A 22,102-nucleotide genomic window follows, 5' to 3' on the forward strand; every position below is an offset into this window, starting at 1 on the left:
TGAGTAAATTTATTAAAATTAAAAAAAGTTTTGTTTTTTATGTTTAGACCCTACAAATTTGGGACATAATATAATTGTAAAACTTAATATAGCAAAAATAAATTACTCAATCTCCCCCACTTAAAGGCCTCTATCCCCCATAGAGGTCTTTTTTATTTTCTTTTATTTTCAACTCTAATCTTATAAAAATAAAGAGTCTTATATATCATTCTGTAAATTAAAATTCTCTTGTTATACTAAATATTAAATATAGAAACTATAGAAAGTTATAAATAATATAAATAGCATATTCATTTAAGTTTAGTATATTTAACAAAAAATGTTTACAATTTAACCTTCATTTTAATAAGTTTACTATATATTCACTTTGTCTTAATATATCCTTTACAAATTAAGAGTATTATTAATCTATAAGCAAATCATAAAATGAAATCAAATATTTTAGGAGGATAAAAAATGGCAGATATAAGACTAGAAAATGTCACAAAATCTTATAATAAAAAAAATACCGTTATAGAAAACTTAAATCTTACTATAGAAGATGGTTCTTTTACAGTGTTGGTAGGCCCAAGTGGATGTGGTAAATCTACTACACTAAGAATGATTGCAGGTCTTGAAGATATAACTTCAGGTAAATTAAAAATTGAAGAAAATGATGTAACAAAAACGGATGCTAGTAAAAGAGATATAGCTATGGTATTTCAGAACTATGCGTTATATCCACACATGACTGTCAAAGAAAATATAGAATTTGGTCTTAAGAATAAGAAAGTACCTAAAGAAGAGAGAGAACAACTTATAACAGAAGTTATTGATGTGGTAGGATTACAAGAATATTTAAATGTGAAACCAGGTAATTTATCTGGAGGTCAAAGACAAAGAGTAGCACTTGCTAGAGCTATGGTTAAAAATCCAAAGGTATTTTTAATGGATGAGCCATTATCAAATTTAGATGCTAAATTAAGAAACCAAATGAGAACAGAATTAATACAATTACATCAAAAACTAAAATCTACATTTGTTTATGTAACTCATGACCAAGTTGAGGCAATGTCGATGGCAGATAAGATAGTGATAATGAACAAAGGTAAGATAATGCAAATAGGTTCCCCAAAAAAAATATATCAAAATCCTAAAAACTTATTTGTAGCCCAGTTTATTGGAAATCCTTGCATGAATATACTAAATATCAAAAATGATGTTAAGCTTGGATTTAGACCAGAAAAAGCAACACTAGAGAGTATAAATATAGATGGAAAAAATGATGGTGTATTTAGCTTATTTGGAAAAGTAGTTACTAAAGAAGTCTTGGGAAATGAAACTATATATTGTCTATCTGTTCTTGATAGTGAGATAAGAGTTAAAACAGAAAATGATATATTTGATATTGGAAGAACCTTAAGAATAAGCGTGTTAGAAAAAGATTTATATTATTTTGATAAGTATGGAGAAAGAGTAGAAGATTTAAAAAAATGTAAAAATATGTATTCTAAAATCAAAGGAGATATTTATGAAAAAGCAATTTAACAAAGCATATTTATATATAACACCTGCTATTATAGGAACTCTTTTGTTTATAGTATATCCAATAATCAAGACAATATCTTTAAGTTTTAAATCAGGAAGTCTTCTTAGTTCGACTTTTGAAAATGTAGGTTTAAATAACTATACAGAACTCTTAAAGAATCCAGAATTCATACAAACTATAACTAATACAGCAATTTATACTTTCTTTATGGTAGTTATATCTATTTCATTAGCTATAGTACTTGCTGTTTGGTTAAATAAAAACTCTATAATACACAATTTAACGCAAAGTATAATCTTTACACCACATGTAATTTCACTAGTATCTGTAGCTGTATTGTGGCTTTGGATTATGGAGCCACAATATGGCTTTTTAAACTGGATACTGTCAACACTACATTTACCAACATCAAAATGGCTTTCAAGTGAAAGCTCAGCTTTAATGTCACTGATTCTAATAGGAATATGGAAAACTCTTGGATATAATATTTTAATAGTGTTGTCAGGTCTTAAATCCATACCAAACTATATATATGAGGCATCTAAATTAGATAACGCGAACAAGATAACTAATTTCTTTAAAGTGACATTGCCATTATTGTCACCAACAATATTTTTTCTTATGATAACAACAACAACTGCATCATTTCAAGTGTTTGATGAGATAAGTATAATGACACAAGGTGGGCCATTAGGTTCAACCAATATGTTGTCTTATTATATATATGAGTCTGGATTTATATATTATGATATAGGACAAGCAAGTGCAGCGAGTATGTTTTTACTAGCTATAGTTATGATTGCTACATATGCTAATTTCAGATTACTGTCAAAGAAAGTTCACTATCAATAAAAAAATAGACATAAGGCCTATCAAGAAGGAGGAGAAAATGGATATTATACAACCTATCAAAAAAGACAAAATTAATATAAAGAAAATAGCATCAAAATCAATAGAAGTATTAGTTTTATTACTTTTATCTGCAATATTTATATTTCCTTTTATATGGATGTTATCGACATCTTTTAAAAATCCACAAGAAATGATGCAATTACCACCTACTATAATACCAAATGATATAGTGTTAGAAAATTATAGCACAGCATGGAATTCAGGACCATTTTTTAGATATTTACTAAACAGTGTATTTGTAACAGGAAGTGTTTTAATCATACAGTTTTTAGTGATGGTTCCAGCAGCTTATGCATTTTCTAAAATTAGATTTAAAGGCGAAAAGGTATTATTTGGACTTTTACTTATAGGGCTTATGATTCCACCACAAGTAACTTTTTTACCAGTATATATGATGATGAGTAAGTTTGGATTTATAAATACATATGTTCCACTTATAATTCCATTTATGACATCTTCATTTGGTATATTTCTACTTAGACAAAATTTCATGCAGATTTCAGATGAGATTATTGAAGCAGCTAAACTAGATAATGCTTCTGATTTAAAGATAATGTTTAAAGTAATGGTTCCTATGGCAAAACCAGCAGTAATAACATTTATATTATTCAATTTTATATATCATTGGAACAATTACTTCTGGCCTCTAGTAATGACAAATACAGATGCCATAAGAACTTTACCAATAGGGGTGGCACTTCTTAAATCTTCAGAAGGAATTACTGCATGGAATGTAATAATGGCAGGAAATATAATTCTAATTTTACCAATAATTCTTGTATATATATTTGCAAATAAAAAGGTAAAAGAAGCTTTTATGTATTCAGGAATAAAATAAAAAATTAAAGACTAAATTTGGAGGATGAAAATGAAGCTTAAAAGAAAATTAGCAACAGGATTAGCAATAACATTATTATTAGGTTCTTTAGTTGGGTGTTCAAATTCTAATGATTCAAATACATCTAAAGGGGAAAAAACTGATAGCAATATTACAAAGATAGATTTCTGGGCTCCTTTGGGTGGAACTAATGGAGAAACTGCACAAAAAATGGTTGACCAGTTTAATAGTGAGCATAAAGATGTACAAGTAAATATGCTAAAACAGAAAGATTACTATGAAAATGCAACAAAATTACAGGCAGCCTTAACTTCTAAAGACCAACCAGATGTAACATTACTAGAAATAACTCAAACAGGTACATTTGCATCAGCAGGAGCTTTAGTAGATATGAGCAAGTATTTTGATAAAACATACCAAGAAAGATTTTTTTCTGGTCTTTTAACAAATTCATATTACGAAAACAAGTTTGTTGGGATGCCATTTAATAGAAGTACTCCAATATTATACATAAATAAAGATATGGCAACTAAAGCAGGTCTTGACCCTTCAGGTCCAAAGTCATGGGAAGAACTTAAAAATTATGCTAGTAAGATGACGAATAAATCAGAAGATACTTATGGTTTTGAAACACCAATAGATATTTGGTTCTATGAAGCTATGGTAATGCAAAGTGGTGGAGAAATAACTAATGGTAAAAAAGTAGCGTTTAATAATGAAGCAGGGCAAGCACCAGTTAAATTCTGGCAAGATATGATGAAAGATGGAATAATGAAAATGCCTCCTGGAGAAGATTATAATGCTTGGGATGTGGCAAAACAAGATTTTGTAAATGGTAAAGTAGGCATGATATTTACATCAACAGCTGATTTAGCAGGACTTATGCAACAAACAGAAGGTAAATTTGAAATATCAACAGCATTTTTACCAAAGAATCAAAAATACGCAACTCCTACAGGTGGAGCAAATCTAGTTATGCTTGAAGGTGGAACAGATAAAGAAAAAGAAGCAAGTGCAGAATTTATAAAATGGATGACTCAAACAGATAAGATAGTTCAATTCAGTTCATCAACAGGGTACTTACCAACAACTGACGATGCAACTAAGTCTGAAAAATTACAAACACTATATAAAGAGAAACCTCAATATAAAGTTGCAACTGACCAGTTACAATATGCTGTAGCACTTCCAATGTTAAATGGATATAAAGAAGCAACTGATAAGCTAATGGATGAAATTAAAAAGGGACTTACTGACTTAAATGTATCTCCAAAAGATGCAGTAAGTAAAGGAACTTCTGCAATGCAAGCAGTAATAGATAAAACAAATAAATAATTATTTATAGCCATAAACTGATTAAAAGTATTTAATAATATATGAATGAAGAGGTAATGTAAATGACAAAAGTTATAGTATTATCAGTAGATTCTTTATTTGAAAAAGACTTGAAATTTGTAAAAAATCTCCCAAATTTTAAATCTATATTAGAGAATTGCTCTATAGTAAAAAATATAAATTGTGTATATCCTACTTTAACATATCCATGCCATACTAGCATGGTTACAGGAGTATATCCTAAAAAGCATGGTATATATCATAATGAAAAATTTGACCCAAATAAAGAAAGCAAAGATTGGTATTGGTATTCAAAGGATATAAAAACAAAAACTATTTTAGATGTAGCAAAAGAAAATAATTTAACTACAGCTAGTGTATTATGGCCTGTAATGGGAGCAAATCCAAATATAGACTTTAATATTGCAGAAATATGGGCACCTAATAGAGACGATGATCCAAGAGAGACTTTTGAAAAAAGTTCTAGTAAGATTATAATGGATAGTATTTATAATAAACATTGTCATTATATTGATTGGAAGCTAGAACCTAACATGGATTTGTTTGGATTAAACTGTGCAGTAGATATTATAAAGGACTATAAGCCTGATTTAATGTTGATACATTTGGCGACATTGGACCATACAAGACATAATTATGGATTATTTAATGAGCAAGTGGATGAAGCATTGAAAATGAATGATGAATGGCTAGGAGATATAATTCAAGCTACAAGGGATGCAGGTACATATGAAGATACAAACTTTATAATACTTGGAGACCATGGTCATCTTAGAGTTGACAAAGTTATAAATCCAAATGTTTTACTTGAATCAAGAGGATTTATAACAGTAGAAGATGGAGAAGTTAAACATTTTGATGCCTATGTAAATTCTTCTGGTATATCAGCTCAGATAATAGTAAATAACTTAGATAGATTAACAGAGTTAAGAGAACTACTTGAGGAGTTTAAAGAAGAATTATTCATAGAAAATATTTTTAGCAAAGAGGAAGCATCTGAACTTGGTCTTGAAGGTGATTTTGAAATGGTAATTGAAGGAATTGAAGGAATTTCGTTTGGTAATGATGTAGAAGGAAATATTATAAAGGATTCTGATATAAAAGATTATAAATTTGCTGTTGCAACACATGGTCATTTACCTACTAAGGGTAATAGACCTCCATTTATAGCTTTTGGACCTAACATTAAAAGTGGTGTGGTTATAGAGAATGGAGATTTGAGGGCACATGCAGCAACTATATTAAAGTTATTTGGTTTAACGTTGGATGGAGCTGAAAAAGAGGCATTTGATTTTATCATATAAATTGGATGAAGTATTTATTTTCCATGTATTATAGACTTCTATTGTAAAGATAGAAGTCTTTTTTTATATTTTAGATTTAAGTAAAATTTAAATGGGTAAAATATTTAAAATAACTTAAACAATTTTATAAAGGTATGATATAATAATAAATGTTAGGAACTAATGTTCGAAAAAGGAGTGATACCGTGGATTTTAAAATAAAATCAGACTTCAAACCTACAGGTGACCAACCAGAAGCTATTAAATCAATAGTGGATTCTATAAATAGAAATGAGAAATTTTCAACATTATTAGGAGTAACGGGTTCAGGAAAAACATTCACAATGGCAAACATCATTCAGCAAGTTAAAAAACCTACCCTAATAATGGCTCACAATAAGACACTAGCAGCACAGCTTTACAGTGAGTTTAAAGAATTTTTCCCAGACAATGCAGTTGAATATTTTGTAAGTTACTATGATTACTATCAACCAGAAGCATATGTAGCTCACAGTGACACTTATATAGAAAAAGATGCAAGCATAAATGATGAAATAGATAAACTTCGACATTCTGCTACGGCATCTATTTTAGAAAGAAGAGATACTATAATAATATCATCTGTATCTTGTATATATGGACTGGGTGATCCAAAAGACTATAAAGAACTTATGCTATCTATAAGACCAGGTATGCAAAGAGACAGAGATGATGTAATAAAAAGGTTAATAGAGATACAATACGAAAGAAATGACATAAATTTTACAAGAGGTACCTTTAGAGTTAGAGGAGATATACTAGAGATATTCCCAGCAAGTAACGATGAGAAAGCAATAAGAATAGAGTTTTTTGGTGATGAGGTAGATAGAATAACAGAGATTGATTATGTAACAGGAAAGATTGTTGGTACTAGAAACCACATTGTTATATTCCCCGCATCTCACTATGTAACAACACCAGAAAGAATTGAAAAGGCAATTGTAGAAATAGAGGACGAACTTCAAGAGCAAATAAAATTTTTTAAGGAAAATGATAGACTTTTAGAAGCTCAAAGAATTGAACAAAGGACTAAGTACGATATAGAAATGCTAAAAGAAATAGGATTTTGTCAAGGTATAGAGAACTATTCAAGACATATTACAGGTAGAGAAGAAGGAGAAAAGCCATATACTTTAATGGATTTCTTTCCAGATGATTATTTAATAATTGTAGATGAGGCACATGTTACTATACCACAAGTAAGAGGTATGTATGCAGGAGATAGGTCTAGAAAAACATCTCTTATAGAGAATGGATTTAGATTACCTTCCGCACTTGACAATAGACCATTAAATTTTCAAGAATTTGAAGGAAATATAAATCAGATGTTGTTTGTAAGTGCTACACCAGGGCCTTATGAAATTCAACATTCAGAAACTATAGCAGAACAAATAATAAGACCAACTGGACTTTTAGACCCAATTGTAGAAGTAAGACCTATCAATAATCAGATAGACAATTTGGTAGGAGAAATAACTAAAACTATAGAAAAAAATGAAAGAGTACTTATAACCACTTTAACCAAAAAAATGAGTGAGGACTTGACTAATTATCTTAAAGAGATAGGGATAAAAGTTAAATATTTGCATTCAGATATAGTTACATTAGAAAGAACCGAAATAATAAGAGATTTAAGACTAGGAAAGTTTGATGTACTTGTAGGAATAAATCTACTTAGAGAAGGATTAGATATACCAGAAGTTTCACTTATAGCAATTTTGGATGCTGATAAAGAAGGTTTCTTACGTTCCGAAACAGCATTAATACAGACTATTGGACGTGCAGCTAGAAATGAAAATGGAAGAGTAATCATGTATGCAGACAGAATAACTGATTCAATGCAAAATGCTATTGATGAGACAAAGAGAAGAAGAGATATACAAAATCTATATAATGAAGAACATAATATTACTCCTAAGACTATACAAAAAAGTATAAGAGATAGTATAGAAGCTACTAAGGTAGCAGAGGAAGAAGTTGTATATGGAATCTCTGACACAGATGATAAAGATGAAATAAGAGATAATATAGAAAAATTAAAATCAGAGATGATGGAGGCTGCTCAAAACTTACAATTTGAGAGAGCAGCAGAACTTAGAGATAAAGTAAAACAATTAGAAGAAAAATTGGAAAAATAGAAAGGTAAAAACAACATTATGGAAGATAAAATTATAATAAGAGGAGCAAAAGAGCATAATTTAAAAAATGTAGATTTAGAATTACCAAGAGATAAATTTATTGTTTTTACAGGGTTATCAGGTTCTGGAAAGTCTTCTTTGGCATTCGATACAATATATGCAGAAGGTCAAAGAAGATATGTAGAGAGTCTATCAGCATATGCTAGACAATTTTTAGGTCAAATGGAAAAGCCAAATGTAGAATATATTGAGGGGTTATCACCAGCTATATCAATCGACCAGAAGACTACTTCAAAAAACCCACGTTCTACTGTTGGAACAGTAACAGAAATATATGACTATTTAAGATTATTATTTGCAAGAGTAGGAGATGTATATTGTCCTACATGTGGTGAAAAAATAAGTCAAATGACTATCCAAGAAATAGTTGATAAAATGCTAGATTTTCCAGATAGAACGAAATTACAAATACTTTCACCAATTGTTAGAGGTCAAAAAGGTACACATAAAAAGGTTTTTGATAATATCAAAAAAGAAGGATTTGTAAGAGTTAGAGTCAATGGTGAAAATTATGAAGTTAGCGATGATATAGTTCTGAATAAAAATCAAAAACATAATATAGAAGTTGTGGTAGACAGAATAGTAATTAAAGATGGAATTGAATCTAGATTGGCAGATTCGATTGAGACTGCAGTTAAGTTATCAGATGGTCTTGTAATAGCTCAAATAATAGATGGAGAAGAAATTCTTTTTTCAACTAAATTTGCATGTCCAGAACACGGAATTGGTATAGAAGAATTATCTCCAAGAATGTTCTCATTTAATGCTCCTTTTGGTGCTTGTGATGTTTGTAATGGTCTTGGAGAAAGTAAAGAAGTTGACCCAGAGTTAGTCGTACCAAATAAAGATTTGTCAATAAAACAAGGTGCGGTTGCAGCATGGGGGTCAACAGGTGTTAATGATGATACTTACTATAGTAAAATGATAAAAAGTTTAGCAGAACATTTTAATGTATCTTTGACAACACCATTTAAAGATTTACCAGAGGATTTTGTTGAGGAATTACTTTATGGTAAGGACAATATAATTGTAGAGTTTACTTATGAATCAAAATTTGGAGGAACTAGAAATTATAAGTCGTACTTTGAAGGAGTAATAGTAAACTTAGAGAGAAGATACAACGAAACTAACTCGGAGTACATGAGAGATAAGATTGAAGAATATATGGCAGAAAGACCATGTCCAAAATGTAAAGGTATGAGACTTAAAAAAGAAGTCCTATCTGTTTTGGTTGATGGTAAAAACATAATGGAAGTTACAAATTTATCTGTAAATGAATTAATTGATTTTATGGAAAATATAACCCTTACAGAGAAACAGAGATTTATAGCTCATGAGATTATAAAAGAAATAAAAGGAAGAGCTATGTTCTTAAGAGATGTAGGTCTTGATTATTTGAATTTATCAAGAAAAGCTGGAACTCTATCAGGAGGGGAAGCACAACGTATAAGATTAGCAACTCAAATAGGTTCTGCACTTGTTGGGGTTTTATATGTACTTGATGAACCAAGTATAGGACTTCATCAGAGAGACAATGATAGGCTTATAGGTACACTTAGACACTTAACAGACCTAGGAAATACCTTAATTGTTGTAGAGCATGACGAAGACACAATGAGAGAGGCTGATTATGTTTTAGATATTGGACCAGGCGCAGGTATACATGGTGGTGAGATAGTTGCACAAGGAACTTTGGATGAAATAATTAAAAATGAAAACTCAATAACAGGTCAGTATCTAAGTGGTAAAAAACAAATATTACTTCCTGAGACTACTAGAGAAGGAAATGGAAATTTTATAGAAATAATTAAAGCATCAGAAAATAATCTAAAAAATATAGATATAAAATTCCCATTAGGTAAGTTTACTTGTATAACAGGTGTTTCAGGCTCTGGTAAAAGTACACTAATAAATGACATACTTTACAAAGGTGTAGCAAGTAAAGTAAATAGACTTAAACAAAGAGCTGGTAACCATAAAGAAATAAAAGGAATTGAAAATATAGATAAAGTTATAAATATAGACCAAAGCCCAATTGGAAGAACACCTCGTTCAAATCCTGCTACTTATACAGGTGTATTTGATTTTATAAGAGATATTTTTGCAGCAACTAATGAAGCTAAGGCAAGAGGTTATAAAAAAGGAAGATTTAGTTTCAATGTAAAAGGTGGGAGATGTGAAGCTTGTAAGGGTGATGGAATAATAAAAATAGAAATGCATTTCTTACCTGATGTATATGTTCCTTGTGAAATTTGTAAGGGTGAAAGATATAATAGAGAAACACTACAAGTAAAATACAAAGATAAAACTATATCTGATATATTGGATATGAATGTGGAAGAAGCTGTTGAGTTTTTCGAAAACATACCAAATATAAAAAGAAAATTAGAAACTTTAATGGATGTAGGTCTTTCATACATCAAATTAGGTCAGCCTTCAACTCAATTATCAGGAGGAGAAGCACAACGTATAAAATTAGCTGCTGAGCTTAGTAAAAGACCAACAGGAAAGACATTGTATATATTAGATGAGCCTACTACTGGACTTCATATGGCAGATGTAGACAAGCTAATCCAAGTGCTACAAAGATTAGCAGATACAGGAAATACAATTATAGTTATAGAACATAATTTAGATGTCATAAAGACTTGTGATTATGTAATAGACCTAGGACCAGAAGGTGGAGATAAAGGTGGAACTGTAGTTGCAACTGGAACACCAAAAGAAGTATCTAAAGTTGATGGGTCTTATACTGGTCAATTTTTAAAGAAATATTTTTCTTAAATCATCTAAAATGTGATAAGTTTTAAAATTAGAGATATAAGCTGATTATATCTTTTAGAAGCTAATTAAATATAAGTTGTAAGTAGTCAATAAAAGTATAAAGTCCATATTGCTCTTCATAAGGTTTGTTTTTAAATCAATTATGGAAGGGGGATATGGACTTTAACTTGTTTAGAGTACTGGAAACTGTATAACTTTTTAAATTTCACATTTTAGGGTATAATTTTAATATAAAATTTAATGTTTTGGAGGGCTATATGTTTGATATACAAGAACATTTAAAAAAATTACCTTCTGAGCCCGGAGTATATTTAATGAAAGATAAATACGACCATATAATATATGTGGGAAAAGCCATATCTTTAAAAAATAGGGTAAGGCAGTATTTTCAATCTTCAAAAAACCATACATCTAAAGTAAAATCTATGGTTAAAAATATATATAAATTTGAGTATATTATAACGGATTCAGAGTTGGAGGCATTAATACTTGAATGTAATCTAATAAAAAGATACAGACCTAAGTATAATGTAGTACTTAGAGATGATAAAACTTATCCATATATCAAAGTAACTACAAATGAAGATTATCCGAGAATCTTAAAGGTTAGAAGAGTTCTTAAAGATAAGGCAAAGTATTTTGGACCATATACTAATATAACTGCTGTGAATGATACTTTGGAACTTATAAATAGTACCTATCCAATAAGAAGTTGTAAAATAGATATCGAAAAAGCGATAAAGAATAAAACAAGACCCTGTCTAAATCTGCATATAAATAAATGTCTAGGGCCTTGTACAGGAAATGTTTCTAAAGAAGAATATGGAAAGATGATAGAAGAAATTATAATGTGCTTATCTGGTAAAGAAGAGAAATTGATGGAGCTTTTAAAGGAAAAAATGAATGAGAGTTCTATGAATTTTAGATTTGAGGAAGCTGCGGTATATAGAGATAAAATAAAGAGTCTTGAAGAGATGATACAGAAACAGAAAATAGACACTAATGTAAGTGACTTAAATCAAGATGTGGTTGCAATGGCAAGAGCCCATAATGAAGCCTGTGTACAGGTATTTTTTATCAGAAATGGTAAGATTGTAGGTAGGGAACATTTTATATTAGAAGGTGTAATGGATAGCCCAAGAGCCTCTATATTAGGTTCATTTGTAAAACAATTTTACAATGAACAAGAGTATATACCAAAAGAATTAATTATAGAAGATGAGATAGAAGATAGTTCTATATTAGAGGAATGGTTGTCATCCAAAAAAGGTCAAAAAGTAACTATAAGAGTACCACAAAAAGGAGAAAAGAAAAGCTTAGTTGAAATGGTAAGAAAAAATGCTATAGAGTATCTTGAAAAGTTTTCTGATATGAATAAGAGAAAATATGAAAAGAGTATTGGAGCATTAGAAGAATTAAAACGTCTATTAAATCTAGCAAAGTTACCAATAAGGATAGAGGCTTATGACATATCAAATATACAAGGCGTAGACTCGATTGGCTCTATGGTAGTATATACAAATGCTAAAAAAGATAAAAAAGAATATAGAAGATATAAAATAAAAACAGTCATTGGACCTAATGATTATGATTCTATGGCTGAAATTGTAGATAGACGATTAAAACATGGAAATTTACCTGACTTGATATTATTGGATGGTGGAAAAGGACAAGTTAGCGCAGTAAAAAAAGTATTAGAACTTAATGATGTAGATATACCTCTTTGGGGAATGTACAAGGATGATAAGCATAGAACCAAGGGATTGATATGTAAAGGAAAAGAAATAGAGCTAGATAAAACAACCAATTTATATAGATTTATTGCTAGTATACAAGAAGAGGTTCATAATTATGCAATAACATATCATCGAAGTTTAAGAAATAAAGCTTTGACAAAATCTATCTTAGATGATATACAAGGAATAGGTGAAAAAAGAAAGAAATCATTATTAAATCACTTCAAAGATGTAGATGCTATAAAAAAAGCTACTATGGAAGAACTTTTAGAAGTAGAGGGAATGAATAAAAGCATTGCAGATAATGTTTATAATTTTTTTAGGAAGGAAGAAAACTAATGGAAACTAGCAATAAGGTATCGATAAGAGAGATAATAAAAGACTTGAAGTTAAAAGTAGTGTACATGCCTGATGATGTAGATTATTATGTCTACTCTCAAGATATAAATAGACCAGGGTTACAGTTTGCAGGATATTTTGATTACTTTGCGTATGAAAGAATACAAATAGTTGGGAAGACAGAATATAATTTCTTTGGATTAATGGATAATACTATTAGAGAAGAAGTGTTGGATAGATTTTTCTCATATGAAATACCTGCTCTAATAATCTCTAGAGACTTGGAAATCAAGCCAGATGTAATTGAAAAAGCTAAAAAATATAAGAGAATACTTTTGAGTACAAATAGAAACACAACTAGACTTATAAATAGACTATCAAATTATTTGGATAATAAATTAGCACCACACACAACAATTCATGGTGTGTTAGTTGATATTTATGGAATAGGTGTACTGATAAAAGGTGAAAGTAGTATAGGAAAGTCAGAAACAGCGTTAGAACTGATTCAAAGAGGAAATAGACTAGTTGCAGATGATGCTGTGGAAATAAGAAAACTGGATGAAAGTATGCTGATGGGACAGTCACCTGAATTGATAAGACATTTTCTTGAGATAAGAGGAATAGGGATAATAGATGTTAGAAGTCTATATGGAGTAGGAGCAATTAAAAATTCTAAAATGATAGATTTAGTAGTTCATCTAGAAGCTTGGGATGAGACTAAGTATTATGACAGACTTGGGCTTGATAAAGAATATGAAGAGATACTTGGTGTCAATGTAGAGAAACTAGTTGTACCTGTTAAGCCTGGAAGAAATACTGCTATGATATTAGAAGTAGCAGCAATGAATTTTAGACAAAGAGGAATGGGATATGATGCAGCACAAGAGTTTACTAAAAAACTATCAAAATTAATTGATACTAAGTAGTGCAGACTGATATTAAAATTAAGTTGTATCTAATATTTATTAATAATATATATTAGATAAGGATAATTTAAAGTAATAGATTAAAACTGCACTAGATTAATTTTATATTTGGATTTTATTATATAACAAGAAAGTTGGAATTTTTTATGGGAATAGACTATTTTAGTAAACTTTTAGAAAGTACTACTGAAAAAGAATTGCTCTTAAGTAAAAAGTCAAATAATATAAGTACAGCGAGATTAATCTCTTTTTTGATAGTGATAGTAGGATTTGCTATTGGACTTTACAATAAAAATATAGTGGGTGTTTTTGTTGGAGTTGTAGCGATTGTAGCGTTTATAGCACTCTTAGTTATTCATAATAAAGTAAAAGAAGAAGAAATGTATTTTAAAAGTAAGATTGATGTAATAGACAAGTATATAAAACGATTTGGAGATGGCTGGAAAGAATTTAAAATAGATGGTAAAGAATACTTAGAAGATGAAAATTCACAAGCAAAAGATTTAGATTTGTTTGGAAGAGCTTCATTGTATCAATATATCTGTGTGGCTAATACATCTTATGGTAAGAAGTCCTTGGCTAAGTCATTATGGAATGAAAATCCAGATGAGAAGATAATCTTAGAGAGACAAATAGCAATAAAAGAACTTTTATCAAAAGATGATTTTTCTATTCATATTCAAACACTGGGTAATATAATTGGTAAGGAGCAAAAAAATAATTCTGATGGTAGTATAGAAGCATTCATAGAGTATGGAGAAAATAAGGATGTATATATACCAAAATGGATGCATATTTTTACTTGGGGTCTACCTACTGCTACAATCCTATCTTTTATATTTTTTACATTAGGTTTTTTACCTATTTTGCCTGTTTTTCTACTTTTCATAATACAGTTGGGATTTAGTGGTTTTGGGCATACGAGACTTATGCAGACTCTTTCACCATTATTTTCATTTAGTAGAAATATACAAGTATATGAAAAGATGTTTGAGGTTTTAGAAAAAGAGACATTTGAGAGTGATTACTTAAAAGAATTACAAAAAAAACTTTCTAAGGGAAGTGGCGTTTCAAAAGGTATTAAACAACTAAATTCAATAGGAAATGCTGTAAATTTAAGATATAATCAGATATTATATATAATTGCTTGTGGTGTTCTTATGTGGAATTATCATTGTGCAGAATCACTGGAACGATGGAAAGGTGTGTATGGAAATCAAATTAGAGGGTGGCTAGAATCTATTGGAGAATTTGAAGCTCTAATAAGTTTAACAGTTATTGGTCATGTAAAGGAGAATACATGTTTTCCAGTAATAAAACATGAAGACATTCCAAGGCTAAAAGTTGAAGAAGTATATCATCCATTAATAGCAGAAAAAAGTGTTATAGCAAATTCAATACAATTAAATTCTCAGACATGTATTATTACAGGTTCAAATATGTCTGGAAAAACAACATTTTTAAGAAGTATAGGAGTGAATTTAGTATTAGCATATGCAGGAGGACCAGTATGTGCTAAGAATTTTGATGCAACTTGTATGGCTATATTTACATCTATGAGAATACAAGATGATGTAAGCCAAGGAATATCAACTTTTTATGCTGAGATTCTTAGAATAAAATCAATGATTCAATATAGCTTAAAAGAATTACCAATGTTGGTTTTAGTGGATGAGATTTTTAAGGGAACTAACTCTGCTGATAGAATTATTGGAGCAAGTGAGGCAGTAAAGAAATTATCAAGACCATGGGTTATAAGTATGGTTACAACACATGATTTTGAGTTATGTGACCTTTCAGGTAGTGGAGATGTTGAAGTTGTAAACTATCATTTCTCAGAGTACTATGTAGATGATAAAATTCATTTTGACTATATGATAAAAGATGGAAGATGTAAAACTACAAATGCAAAACAACTTATGAAAATGGCTGGAATTCTTTAATTAATATATAAGACTAGGAAGTTGTATTAAAGTAAACTAATAAGGATTGTCTTAAAGTACTTAAGAGTATTTTAAGACAATCCTTTTATTTAATAACACTTAATTTTTATAATTGTTAGAGCTTATTTAGATTCCTCACAAGCACATTCTTGTGGGCATTCTCCATAAATACAACTCTTATCGAAGTAATGAGTATGAAGGTATTTATGAGCTACATCACTATTTGGGTCTCCAAAGAAGTCTTTATAAATAGCCTGTAAATCAGGATTTTCATGAGATTTACGAATAGCTTTATTTCTATCTATTTCATATAATGCATTTGCACGTCTATCAACTATTTCAGTATTACCATGGTGATAAGGTTGACCAGCACCTCCAACACATCCACCAGGACATGCCATAACTTCTATAATGTGATATTTACATTCTCCACTTCTAACCTTATCCATAATCTTTCTAGCATTTTTAAGTGTATTTACAATACACACATTAACTGTAGTTCCATCAACATCTATGCTTGCTTCTCTGATTCCTTTAAGACCTCTAACATTAGTAAAGTTTACATTATCTAAAGTCTTATTAGTTATCTTTTCATATGAAGTACGTAGAGCAGCTTCTAGAACTCCACCACTTGCTCCAAATATAGATGCAGCACCTGTAGATTTTCCTAAAGGATTATCAAAATCTTGGTCTTGAAGATTAGGTAAATCGATAGCAGCTTCTTTTATCATTTTAGCTAATTCTCTAGTAGTGATAGAAAGGTCAACATCTAGTATTCCAGACTCACTTAATTCTTCTCTTGAAGCTTCATATTTTTTAGCTACACAAGGCATTACAGATACAACATAAAGCTCTTCAGGATTGATTCCTAATATTTTAGGTGCATAGTAATTTTTAGCTATAGAACCAAACATACCTTGAGGAGACTTACAGCTAGATGCTAAATTTAACTTATCTGGATAATTATGCTCTAAGAAGTTTACCCATGCAGGACAACAACTAGTCAATATAGGAAGATTTTCACCACTTTGGATTCTTTCTATAAATTCAGTAGCCTCTTCCATGATAGTAAAGTCTGCACCAAAGTTCGTATCAAATACATGTTCAAATCCAAGTGCTTTTAAAGCAGCTACCATTTTTCCTGTAGAAATTGAACCTGGTTCTAATCCAAATTCTTCACCAATTGCAACTCTTACAGCAGGAGCAACTTGAACTACTATAGTTTTTTCTTTTTTATTTAAAACATCCCAAAGCTTAGGTACATTATCTACTTCTGTTAATGCTCCAGTTGGACAGACAGATATACATTGACCACAGAATGTACACTCTGTCTCAACCATATCAGAGTTGAAGAATGTACTAACTAAAGTATTAAATCCACGATTAACTCCAGATAATGCTCCTACTGTTTGTATATCATTACATACAGTTTCACATCTTCTACATAATATACACTTAGAGTGGTCTTTAACCAAAGACTTAGTAGAAGTGTCTTTACCTGCAAAAGATTTAGAACCTTGATATCTTATTTTTCTTACTCCTAAATCGGCAGCTATAGTCTGTAATTCACAGTCTCCATTTTTTTCACATACAAAACAATCTTGTGGATGGTCTGATAACAATAATTCAACAATAGTTCTACGAGCATTTAATGCTTTTGCACTATTAGTTTGAACTCTCATACCTTCCTTTATAACTGTTCCACAAGCTGGAACTAAGCCTCTCTCTGTCTCAACCATACAAACACGACAAGAAGCACAAGTGTCAAGCTTATCTATTTCGTTCATATGTAAATGACAAAGGTTGTGTATTTTTATATTTATTAATTTCGCAGCATCTAAGATAGAAGTTCCACTAGGTGCTGAAACGTGTTTGCCATTAATAGTTAAATTAACTAAACTCATTGTTATTCCTCCTCCAAATAAGTTATTTCTTGATTATAGCGTTAAATGTACAATTATCTATACAAGCACCACATTTTAGACACTTAGAAGTATCTATTGTATGTTGTTCCTTAACAGAACCTGTTATACAACCAGCAGGACACACTCTAGAACATTTTGTACAACCCTTACAAGCATCTGTTATAAAGTAAGAAAGTAAGTTTTGACATTTGCCAGCAGGACATTTCTTATCTACAACGTGAGCTATATACTCATCTTTGAAATATTGAAGAGTACTTAAAACAGGGTTTGGAGCAGCTTTACCAAGACCACATAATGAAGCAGTTTGTATAGTTTCAGCAAGGTTTTCTAGGTCATCTAAATCTTGTAGAGTACCATTACCTTCTGTAATTTTAGTTAATATCTCTAATAATCTTGTAGTACCTATACGACAAGGAGTACATTTACCACAAGATTCTTCAACAGTAAACTCAAGGAAGAACTTGGCTATATCTACCATACAGTCAGATTCATCAAGAACAAGCATACCACCAGAACCCATCATTGAACCTATAGAGCTTAATGAACCAAAGTCTATAGGGATGTCTAAATGCTCAGTTGGTATACATCCACCAGATGGACCACCTGTCTGAACTGCCTTGAATTGTTTACCTTCAGGGATTCCTCCACCAATTTCAAATACAATATCTCTTAAAGTAGTACCCATTGGAACTTCAACAAGCCCTACATTTTCAACTTTTCCACCAAGAGCAAAGACTTTAGTACCACTAGAATCTTCAGTACCTAAGTTAGCAAACCAGCTTCCGCCATTCAGTATGATTGCTGGTATGTTGGCAAAAGTTTCAACATTGTTTAAGCAAGTAGGAGATTTCCATAAACCACTCTTAGAAGAACTATAAGTCTTCATTCTAGGTTCACCACGTCTACCTTCAATTGAATGCATTAGAGCTGTACCTTCACCACAAACGAAAGCTCCTGCACCGTATTTTAATTCTAGTTTAAAGTTAAATCCAGTACCTAATATATTTTCACCAAGTAAACCGTATTTTTCAGCTTGAGCTATAGCTACTTTTAATCTTTCTATAGATTTTGGATATTCTGCTCTTATGTATATGTAACCTGTATCAGAGCCTATAGCATATCCGCATATTGCCATAGCTTCTAGTACACTGTGAGGGTCACCTTCAAGTACTGATCTATCCATAAATGCACCTGGGTCACCTTCGTCAGCATTACAAACAACAAATTTTTTATCTGTTGGGCCAGCAGGATTTTTTGAAGCAGCTTCCCATTTAGAGCCAGTAGGGAAACCAGCACCACCTCTACCACGAAGACCAGAAGTTTTTACTTCTGCAATAACTTCTTGAGGAGTAAGAGAAGTTAAACATTTGCCTAGAGCTAAATAACCATCATTGGCAATATATTCTTCTATGCTATCTGGGTCAATAAGTCCACAGTTTTTTAAAGCTATACGTAACTGTTTTTTGTAGAAAGACATTTCTTCTTGTTCTTCTACTTTTTTGCTTAAAGATTCTTCTTCATATAATAATTCCTCAACAACTGTATTTCTAATTAAGTGACTTTGAACTATCTTTTCAGCATCTGATGGTTCAACCTTCACGTAGAAAACGTTATCAGGATAAACTTTTACGATAGGACCTTGAGCACAGAAGCCAAAACAACCTGTCAAACGAACAGTAACTTTGTCTTGGATTCCTGATTTTTTTATTTCATTTTCTAATTCACTAACTATTTCCATACTGTTTGAAGATGTACATCCAGTATCACAACAAACAAGTAATTCTCTTCTTAATACATTTTCCTTAGAATAATTTTTTCTTAAGCTAAGATTAGGTTTCAGCTCATCAGCTAAAACTTTTAATTCATCAAATGAATTTACTTTACGCATTATTTATTCACCCCTCTTAACAATTCAATTCTAATTCTCTATAAGTATCTAATATTTCACTTACTTGGTCAGGTTTCACCTTACCATAAACTTTACCATTTACAGTAACAACTGGAGCTAAACCACATGCCCCCAAACATCTTAAACCTTCTAAAGAAAATTTAAAATCACTAGTAGTTTCTCCAACTTTTATACCAAGTTGTTTTTCAAAAGCACTTAATATTTTATCAGCACCTTTTACAAAACATACAGTACCTAGACAGACACTGATTTTATACTTACCTACAGGTTCTGTAGTAAAATAAGAATAGAATGTAACAACCCCATATACCTTTGCAGGAGCTACTCCAAGTTTTCTAGCAACATGAAGCTGAACTTCTTTTGGAAGATATCCAAATATACCTTGTGCTTCATGTAGAACTTGTATTAACGCACCTTCTTTTGTTGCAAGAGAGTCAATAAATATATCTAGTTCGTCAAATAATTGCTTGTTGTGTGAAATAAAATCGCACATAACAAATCCCCCTTTTCTTTTTAAAGTTATTATTTCTCAAAAAATAATTAACCATGAGTTGACCCCAACCTTATGTTGGTGAACAAAACCAAAACAATAAAGAAAGAACAATATACAACAATTTCTTTATTCATAAAAACAATGCAAAAAAGTTACCTATCAAAAATAAAAACTATACTAGTCTATTATAATATAAAATAATTCAGAATAGTTAAAAAAAATAAAAAAAATGAACTAAATTCAATAAAAAAAAAATAATATATATAAAAAACTTTAAAAAATAAACCGGAATGTAAAATTTTTATAAAATAAAAGATTTATAAAACTGCTGATAATAGTCTAGAAATTGATTCCTTGATTTTTATATAAGTAGACCTAGAATTATATATATCTAATGTTATTTCTTTTGAATTTAAAATATCATTTTCAAATATAATTCTTTGTTCCAGTGCTTTTTTTGAAGAATACATAAATGCATTTACTTCAAAATTAAGTTCGAAACTTCTTATATCCATATTGGCTGTTCCTATAGAGCAGATAGAGTCATCTATAACTATCGTCTTAGCATGTAAAAATGCATTTTGACCGTAAGTATAAATTTTAGCTCCAAAGTTTAAAAGTTCTCCTGCATATGAATATGATGCCCAGTATACAAAAGGATGGTCAGGTTTAGAAGGAATCATAATTCTTACATCAACACCAGATAAACAAGCTATTTTTAAAGTATCTATAAATGTTGCATCAAGTATTAAATAAGGACTCTGTATATATATATACTTTCTAGCTTTCTGAATCATTTTAAGGTAACCATATTTAATTTCGTCAAGCTCTGATATATCTGGACCACTTGATACTATCTGAATCCCAATATTTTCAGAAGGATGATTAGAGTTTGTTTCTTCTTCTATAAAGTACTTCTCTAAGTCTAAATCTTCTTTAGTTGTGTATCTCCAATCAAGGATAAATCTCATATTTAGGTCAATTACACAATCACCAGTGAGTTTGGTATGTGTATCTCTCCATAGACCAAATTTTGGATTTCTACCTAAATACTCATCACCAACATTATATCCACCTACAAATCCTACTTTACCATCAATGACAACAATTTTTCGGTGATTTCTATAGTTTAAGTTAAAGTTTACAATTTTTAAGAATGATGGAAAGAAACTTCCAACCTTAACACCACTTTCTTTAAGTCTAGAAAGTGTACTATTCTTTAGTGTTCTACCACCAACGGCGTCAAATAAAAGTCTTACCTCGACACCTTCTTTAGCTTTAGCTACTAGAATGTCGATTATTTCAGTTCCGATTTTGTCATCTTTGAAAATGTAAAATTGTATGTTTATATATTTTTTAGCCTTTTTAAGTTCTTCAAGAAGACTGTTAAAAAATTGACTAGACTCAGCATAAATCCACACATCGTTATTATTGGTATAATGAGCATTATTTGAGTTAGCTAATGCATAAATCATATCCTTATGTTGATGTATATCTGAATCAATTTCAGAAGTAGACTGTAACTTAACCTGAGTATCTAGTATGTTACTTTTGATTATCTTATCGTCCTTTTCTTTTAATCTAAACATATTGTTTTTTGAAATGTTTCTACCAAAAGCTATATAAAGTATGAATCCAAGTGCAGGGATTAACACTAATATAAGAAGCCATGTTAGAGTTGTATTTATGTTTCTTTTTTCCCTAAAGATAAGGTTCAGTATAACCATGAAATTAATTATATATATTGTAGTAACTGCTATTTCATATATTGACATTTCGAAAAATGATATATCAAACATAAAATTTCCTCCTTCAAATATTTATTAAAATAAGTAATTATATATAATAACACAAACATATATCTATTATATATAATACCTCAACAATAAA

14 protein-coding genes are annotated in these 22,102 nt (G+C 30.3%); 10 read left to right on the forward strand and 4 right to left on the reverse strand.

Annotated features, from left to right (window positions below; genetic code table 11):
• The first annotated feature begins 456 nt into the window (after positions 1-456).
• The 10 genes from Q3223_RS18775 to Q3223_RS18820 all read left to right on the forward strand — a co-directional run bounded on the left by Q3223_RS18775 (position 457) and on the right by Q3223_RS18820 (position 15,885).
• Positions 457-1,527 carry an ABC transporter ATP-binding protein gene (locus tag Q3223_RS18775; RefSeq protein ID WP_054271861.1) on the forward strand — a complete coding sequence of 357 codons (1,071 nt, stop codon included), beginning with the start codon at positions 457-459 and terminating at the stop codon, positions 1,525-1,527.
• Positions 1,511-2,380: a carbohydrate ABC transporter permease gene (locus Q3223_RS18780; RefSeq protein WP_074179237.1), complete on the forward strand. Its 870-nt coding sequence runs from the start codon at positions 1,511-1,513 to the stop codon at positions 2,378-2,380. Before Q3223_RS18775 ends, Q3223_RS18780 begins: the two co-directional genes overlap by 17 nt.
• 37 nt (positions 2,381-2,417) lie before the next feature.
• Complete coding sequence (locus tag Q3223_RS18785) at positions 2,418-3,278, forward strand: carbohydrate ABC transporter permease (protein ID WP_054271859.1); 861 nt, start codon at positions 2,418-2,420, stop codon at positions 3,276-3,278.
• Between the two features lie 30 nt (positions 3,279-3,308).
• The gene (locus Q3223_RS18790; RefSeq protein WP_407812389.1) at positions 3,309-4,613 is read left to right on the forward strand and encodes an ABC transporter substrate-binding protein; all 1,305 of its coding nucleotides are present in this window, start codon (positions 3,309-3,311) and stop codon (positions 4,611-4,613) included.
• 62 nt (positions 4,614-4,675) lie between these two features.
• Positions 4,676-5,938 (forward strand): alkaline phosphatase family protein, encoded by a 1,263-nt coding sequence (locus Q3223_RS18795; protein ID WP_407812390.1) that lies wholly within the window; start codon positions 4,676-4,678, stop codon positions 5,936-5,938.
• A gap of 149 nt (positions 5,939-6,087) precedes the next feature.
• Entirely contained in the window at positions 6,088-8,094 is a 2,007-nt protein-coding gene (uvrB, locus tag Q3223_RS18800) for an excinuclease ABC subunit UvrB (protein ID WP_054271856.1), read from the forward strand.
• A gap of 18 nt (positions 8,095-8,112) precedes the next feature.
• Entirely contained in the window at positions 8,113-10,938 is a 2,826-nt protein-coding gene (uvrA, locus tag Q3223_RS18805; RefSeq protein WP_284182441.1) for an excinuclease ABC subunit UvrA, read from the forward strand.
• A gap of 257 nt (positions 10,939-11,195) precedes the next feature.
• Positions 11,196-13,013: an excinuclease ABC subunit UvrC gene (gene uvrC / locus Q3223_RS18810; protein ID WP_074179240.1), complete on the forward strand. Its 1,818-nt coding sequence runs from the start codon at positions 11,196-11,198 to the stop codon at positions 13,011-13,013.
• Positions 13,013-13,942 carry an HPr(Ser) kinase/phosphatase gene (gene hprK, locus Q3223_RS18815; protein WP_054271853.1) on the forward strand — a complete coding sequence of 310 codons (930 nt, stop codon included), beginning with the start codon at positions 13,013-13,015 and terminating at the stop codon, positions 13,940-13,942. Before uvrC ends, hprK begins: the two co-directional genes overlap by 1 nt.
• 146 nt (positions 13,943-14,088) lie before the next feature.
• Positions 14,089-15,885, forward strand: a complete 1,797-nt coding sequence (locus Q3223_RS18820; RefSeq protein ID WP_284182440.1) for a MutS-related protein — start codon at positions 14,089-14,091, stop codon at positions 15,883-15,885.
• Between the two features lie 122 nt (positions 15,886-16,007).
• On the opposite strand, the gene Q3223_RS18825 is transcribed toward Q3223_RS18820, so the two are convergent.
• The 4 genes from Q3223_RS18825 to cls all read right to left on the reverse strand — a co-directional run bounded on the left by Q3223_RS18825 (position 16,008) and on the right by cls (position 22,011).
• Positions 16,008-17,789, reverse strand: a complete 1,782-nt coding sequence (locus Q3223_RS18825) for an NADH-dependent [FeFe] hydrogenase, group A6 (RefSeq protein WP_054271851.1) — start codon at positions 17,787-17,789, stop codon at positions 16,008-16,010.
• A gap of 22 nt (positions 17,790-17,811) precedes the next feature.
• Complete coding sequence (locus tag Q3223_RS18830; protein ID WP_054271850.1) at positions 17,812-19,698, reverse strand: NADH-quinone oxidoreductase subunit NuoF; 1,887 nt, start codon at positions 19,696-19,698, stop codon at positions 17,812-17,814.
• Positions 19,699-19,714: 16 nt separating this feature from the next.
• Positions 19,715-20,212 carry an NAD(P)H-dependent oxidoreductase subunit E gene (locus Q3223_RS18835; RefSeq protein WP_003416946.1) on the reverse strand — a complete coding sequence of 166 codons (498 nt, stop codon included), beginning with the start codon at positions 20,210-20,212 and terminating at the stop codon, positions 19,715-19,717.
• A 317-nt stretch (positions 20,213-20,529) separates the two neighbouring features.
• A complete protein-coding gene (gene cls, locus Q3223_RS18840; protein ID WP_054271849.1) occupies positions 20,530-22,011 on the reverse strand; it encodes a cardiolipin synthase in 1,482 nt (493 codons plus the stop codon).
• Between the last annotated feature and the right edge of the window lie 91 nt (positions 22,012-22,102).

The organism is Clostridioides sp. GD02367, from assembly GCF_045900275.1.
GTDB lineage: Bacteria > Bacillota > Clostridia > Peptostreptococcales > Peptostreptococcaceae > Clostridioides > Clostridioides difficile_A.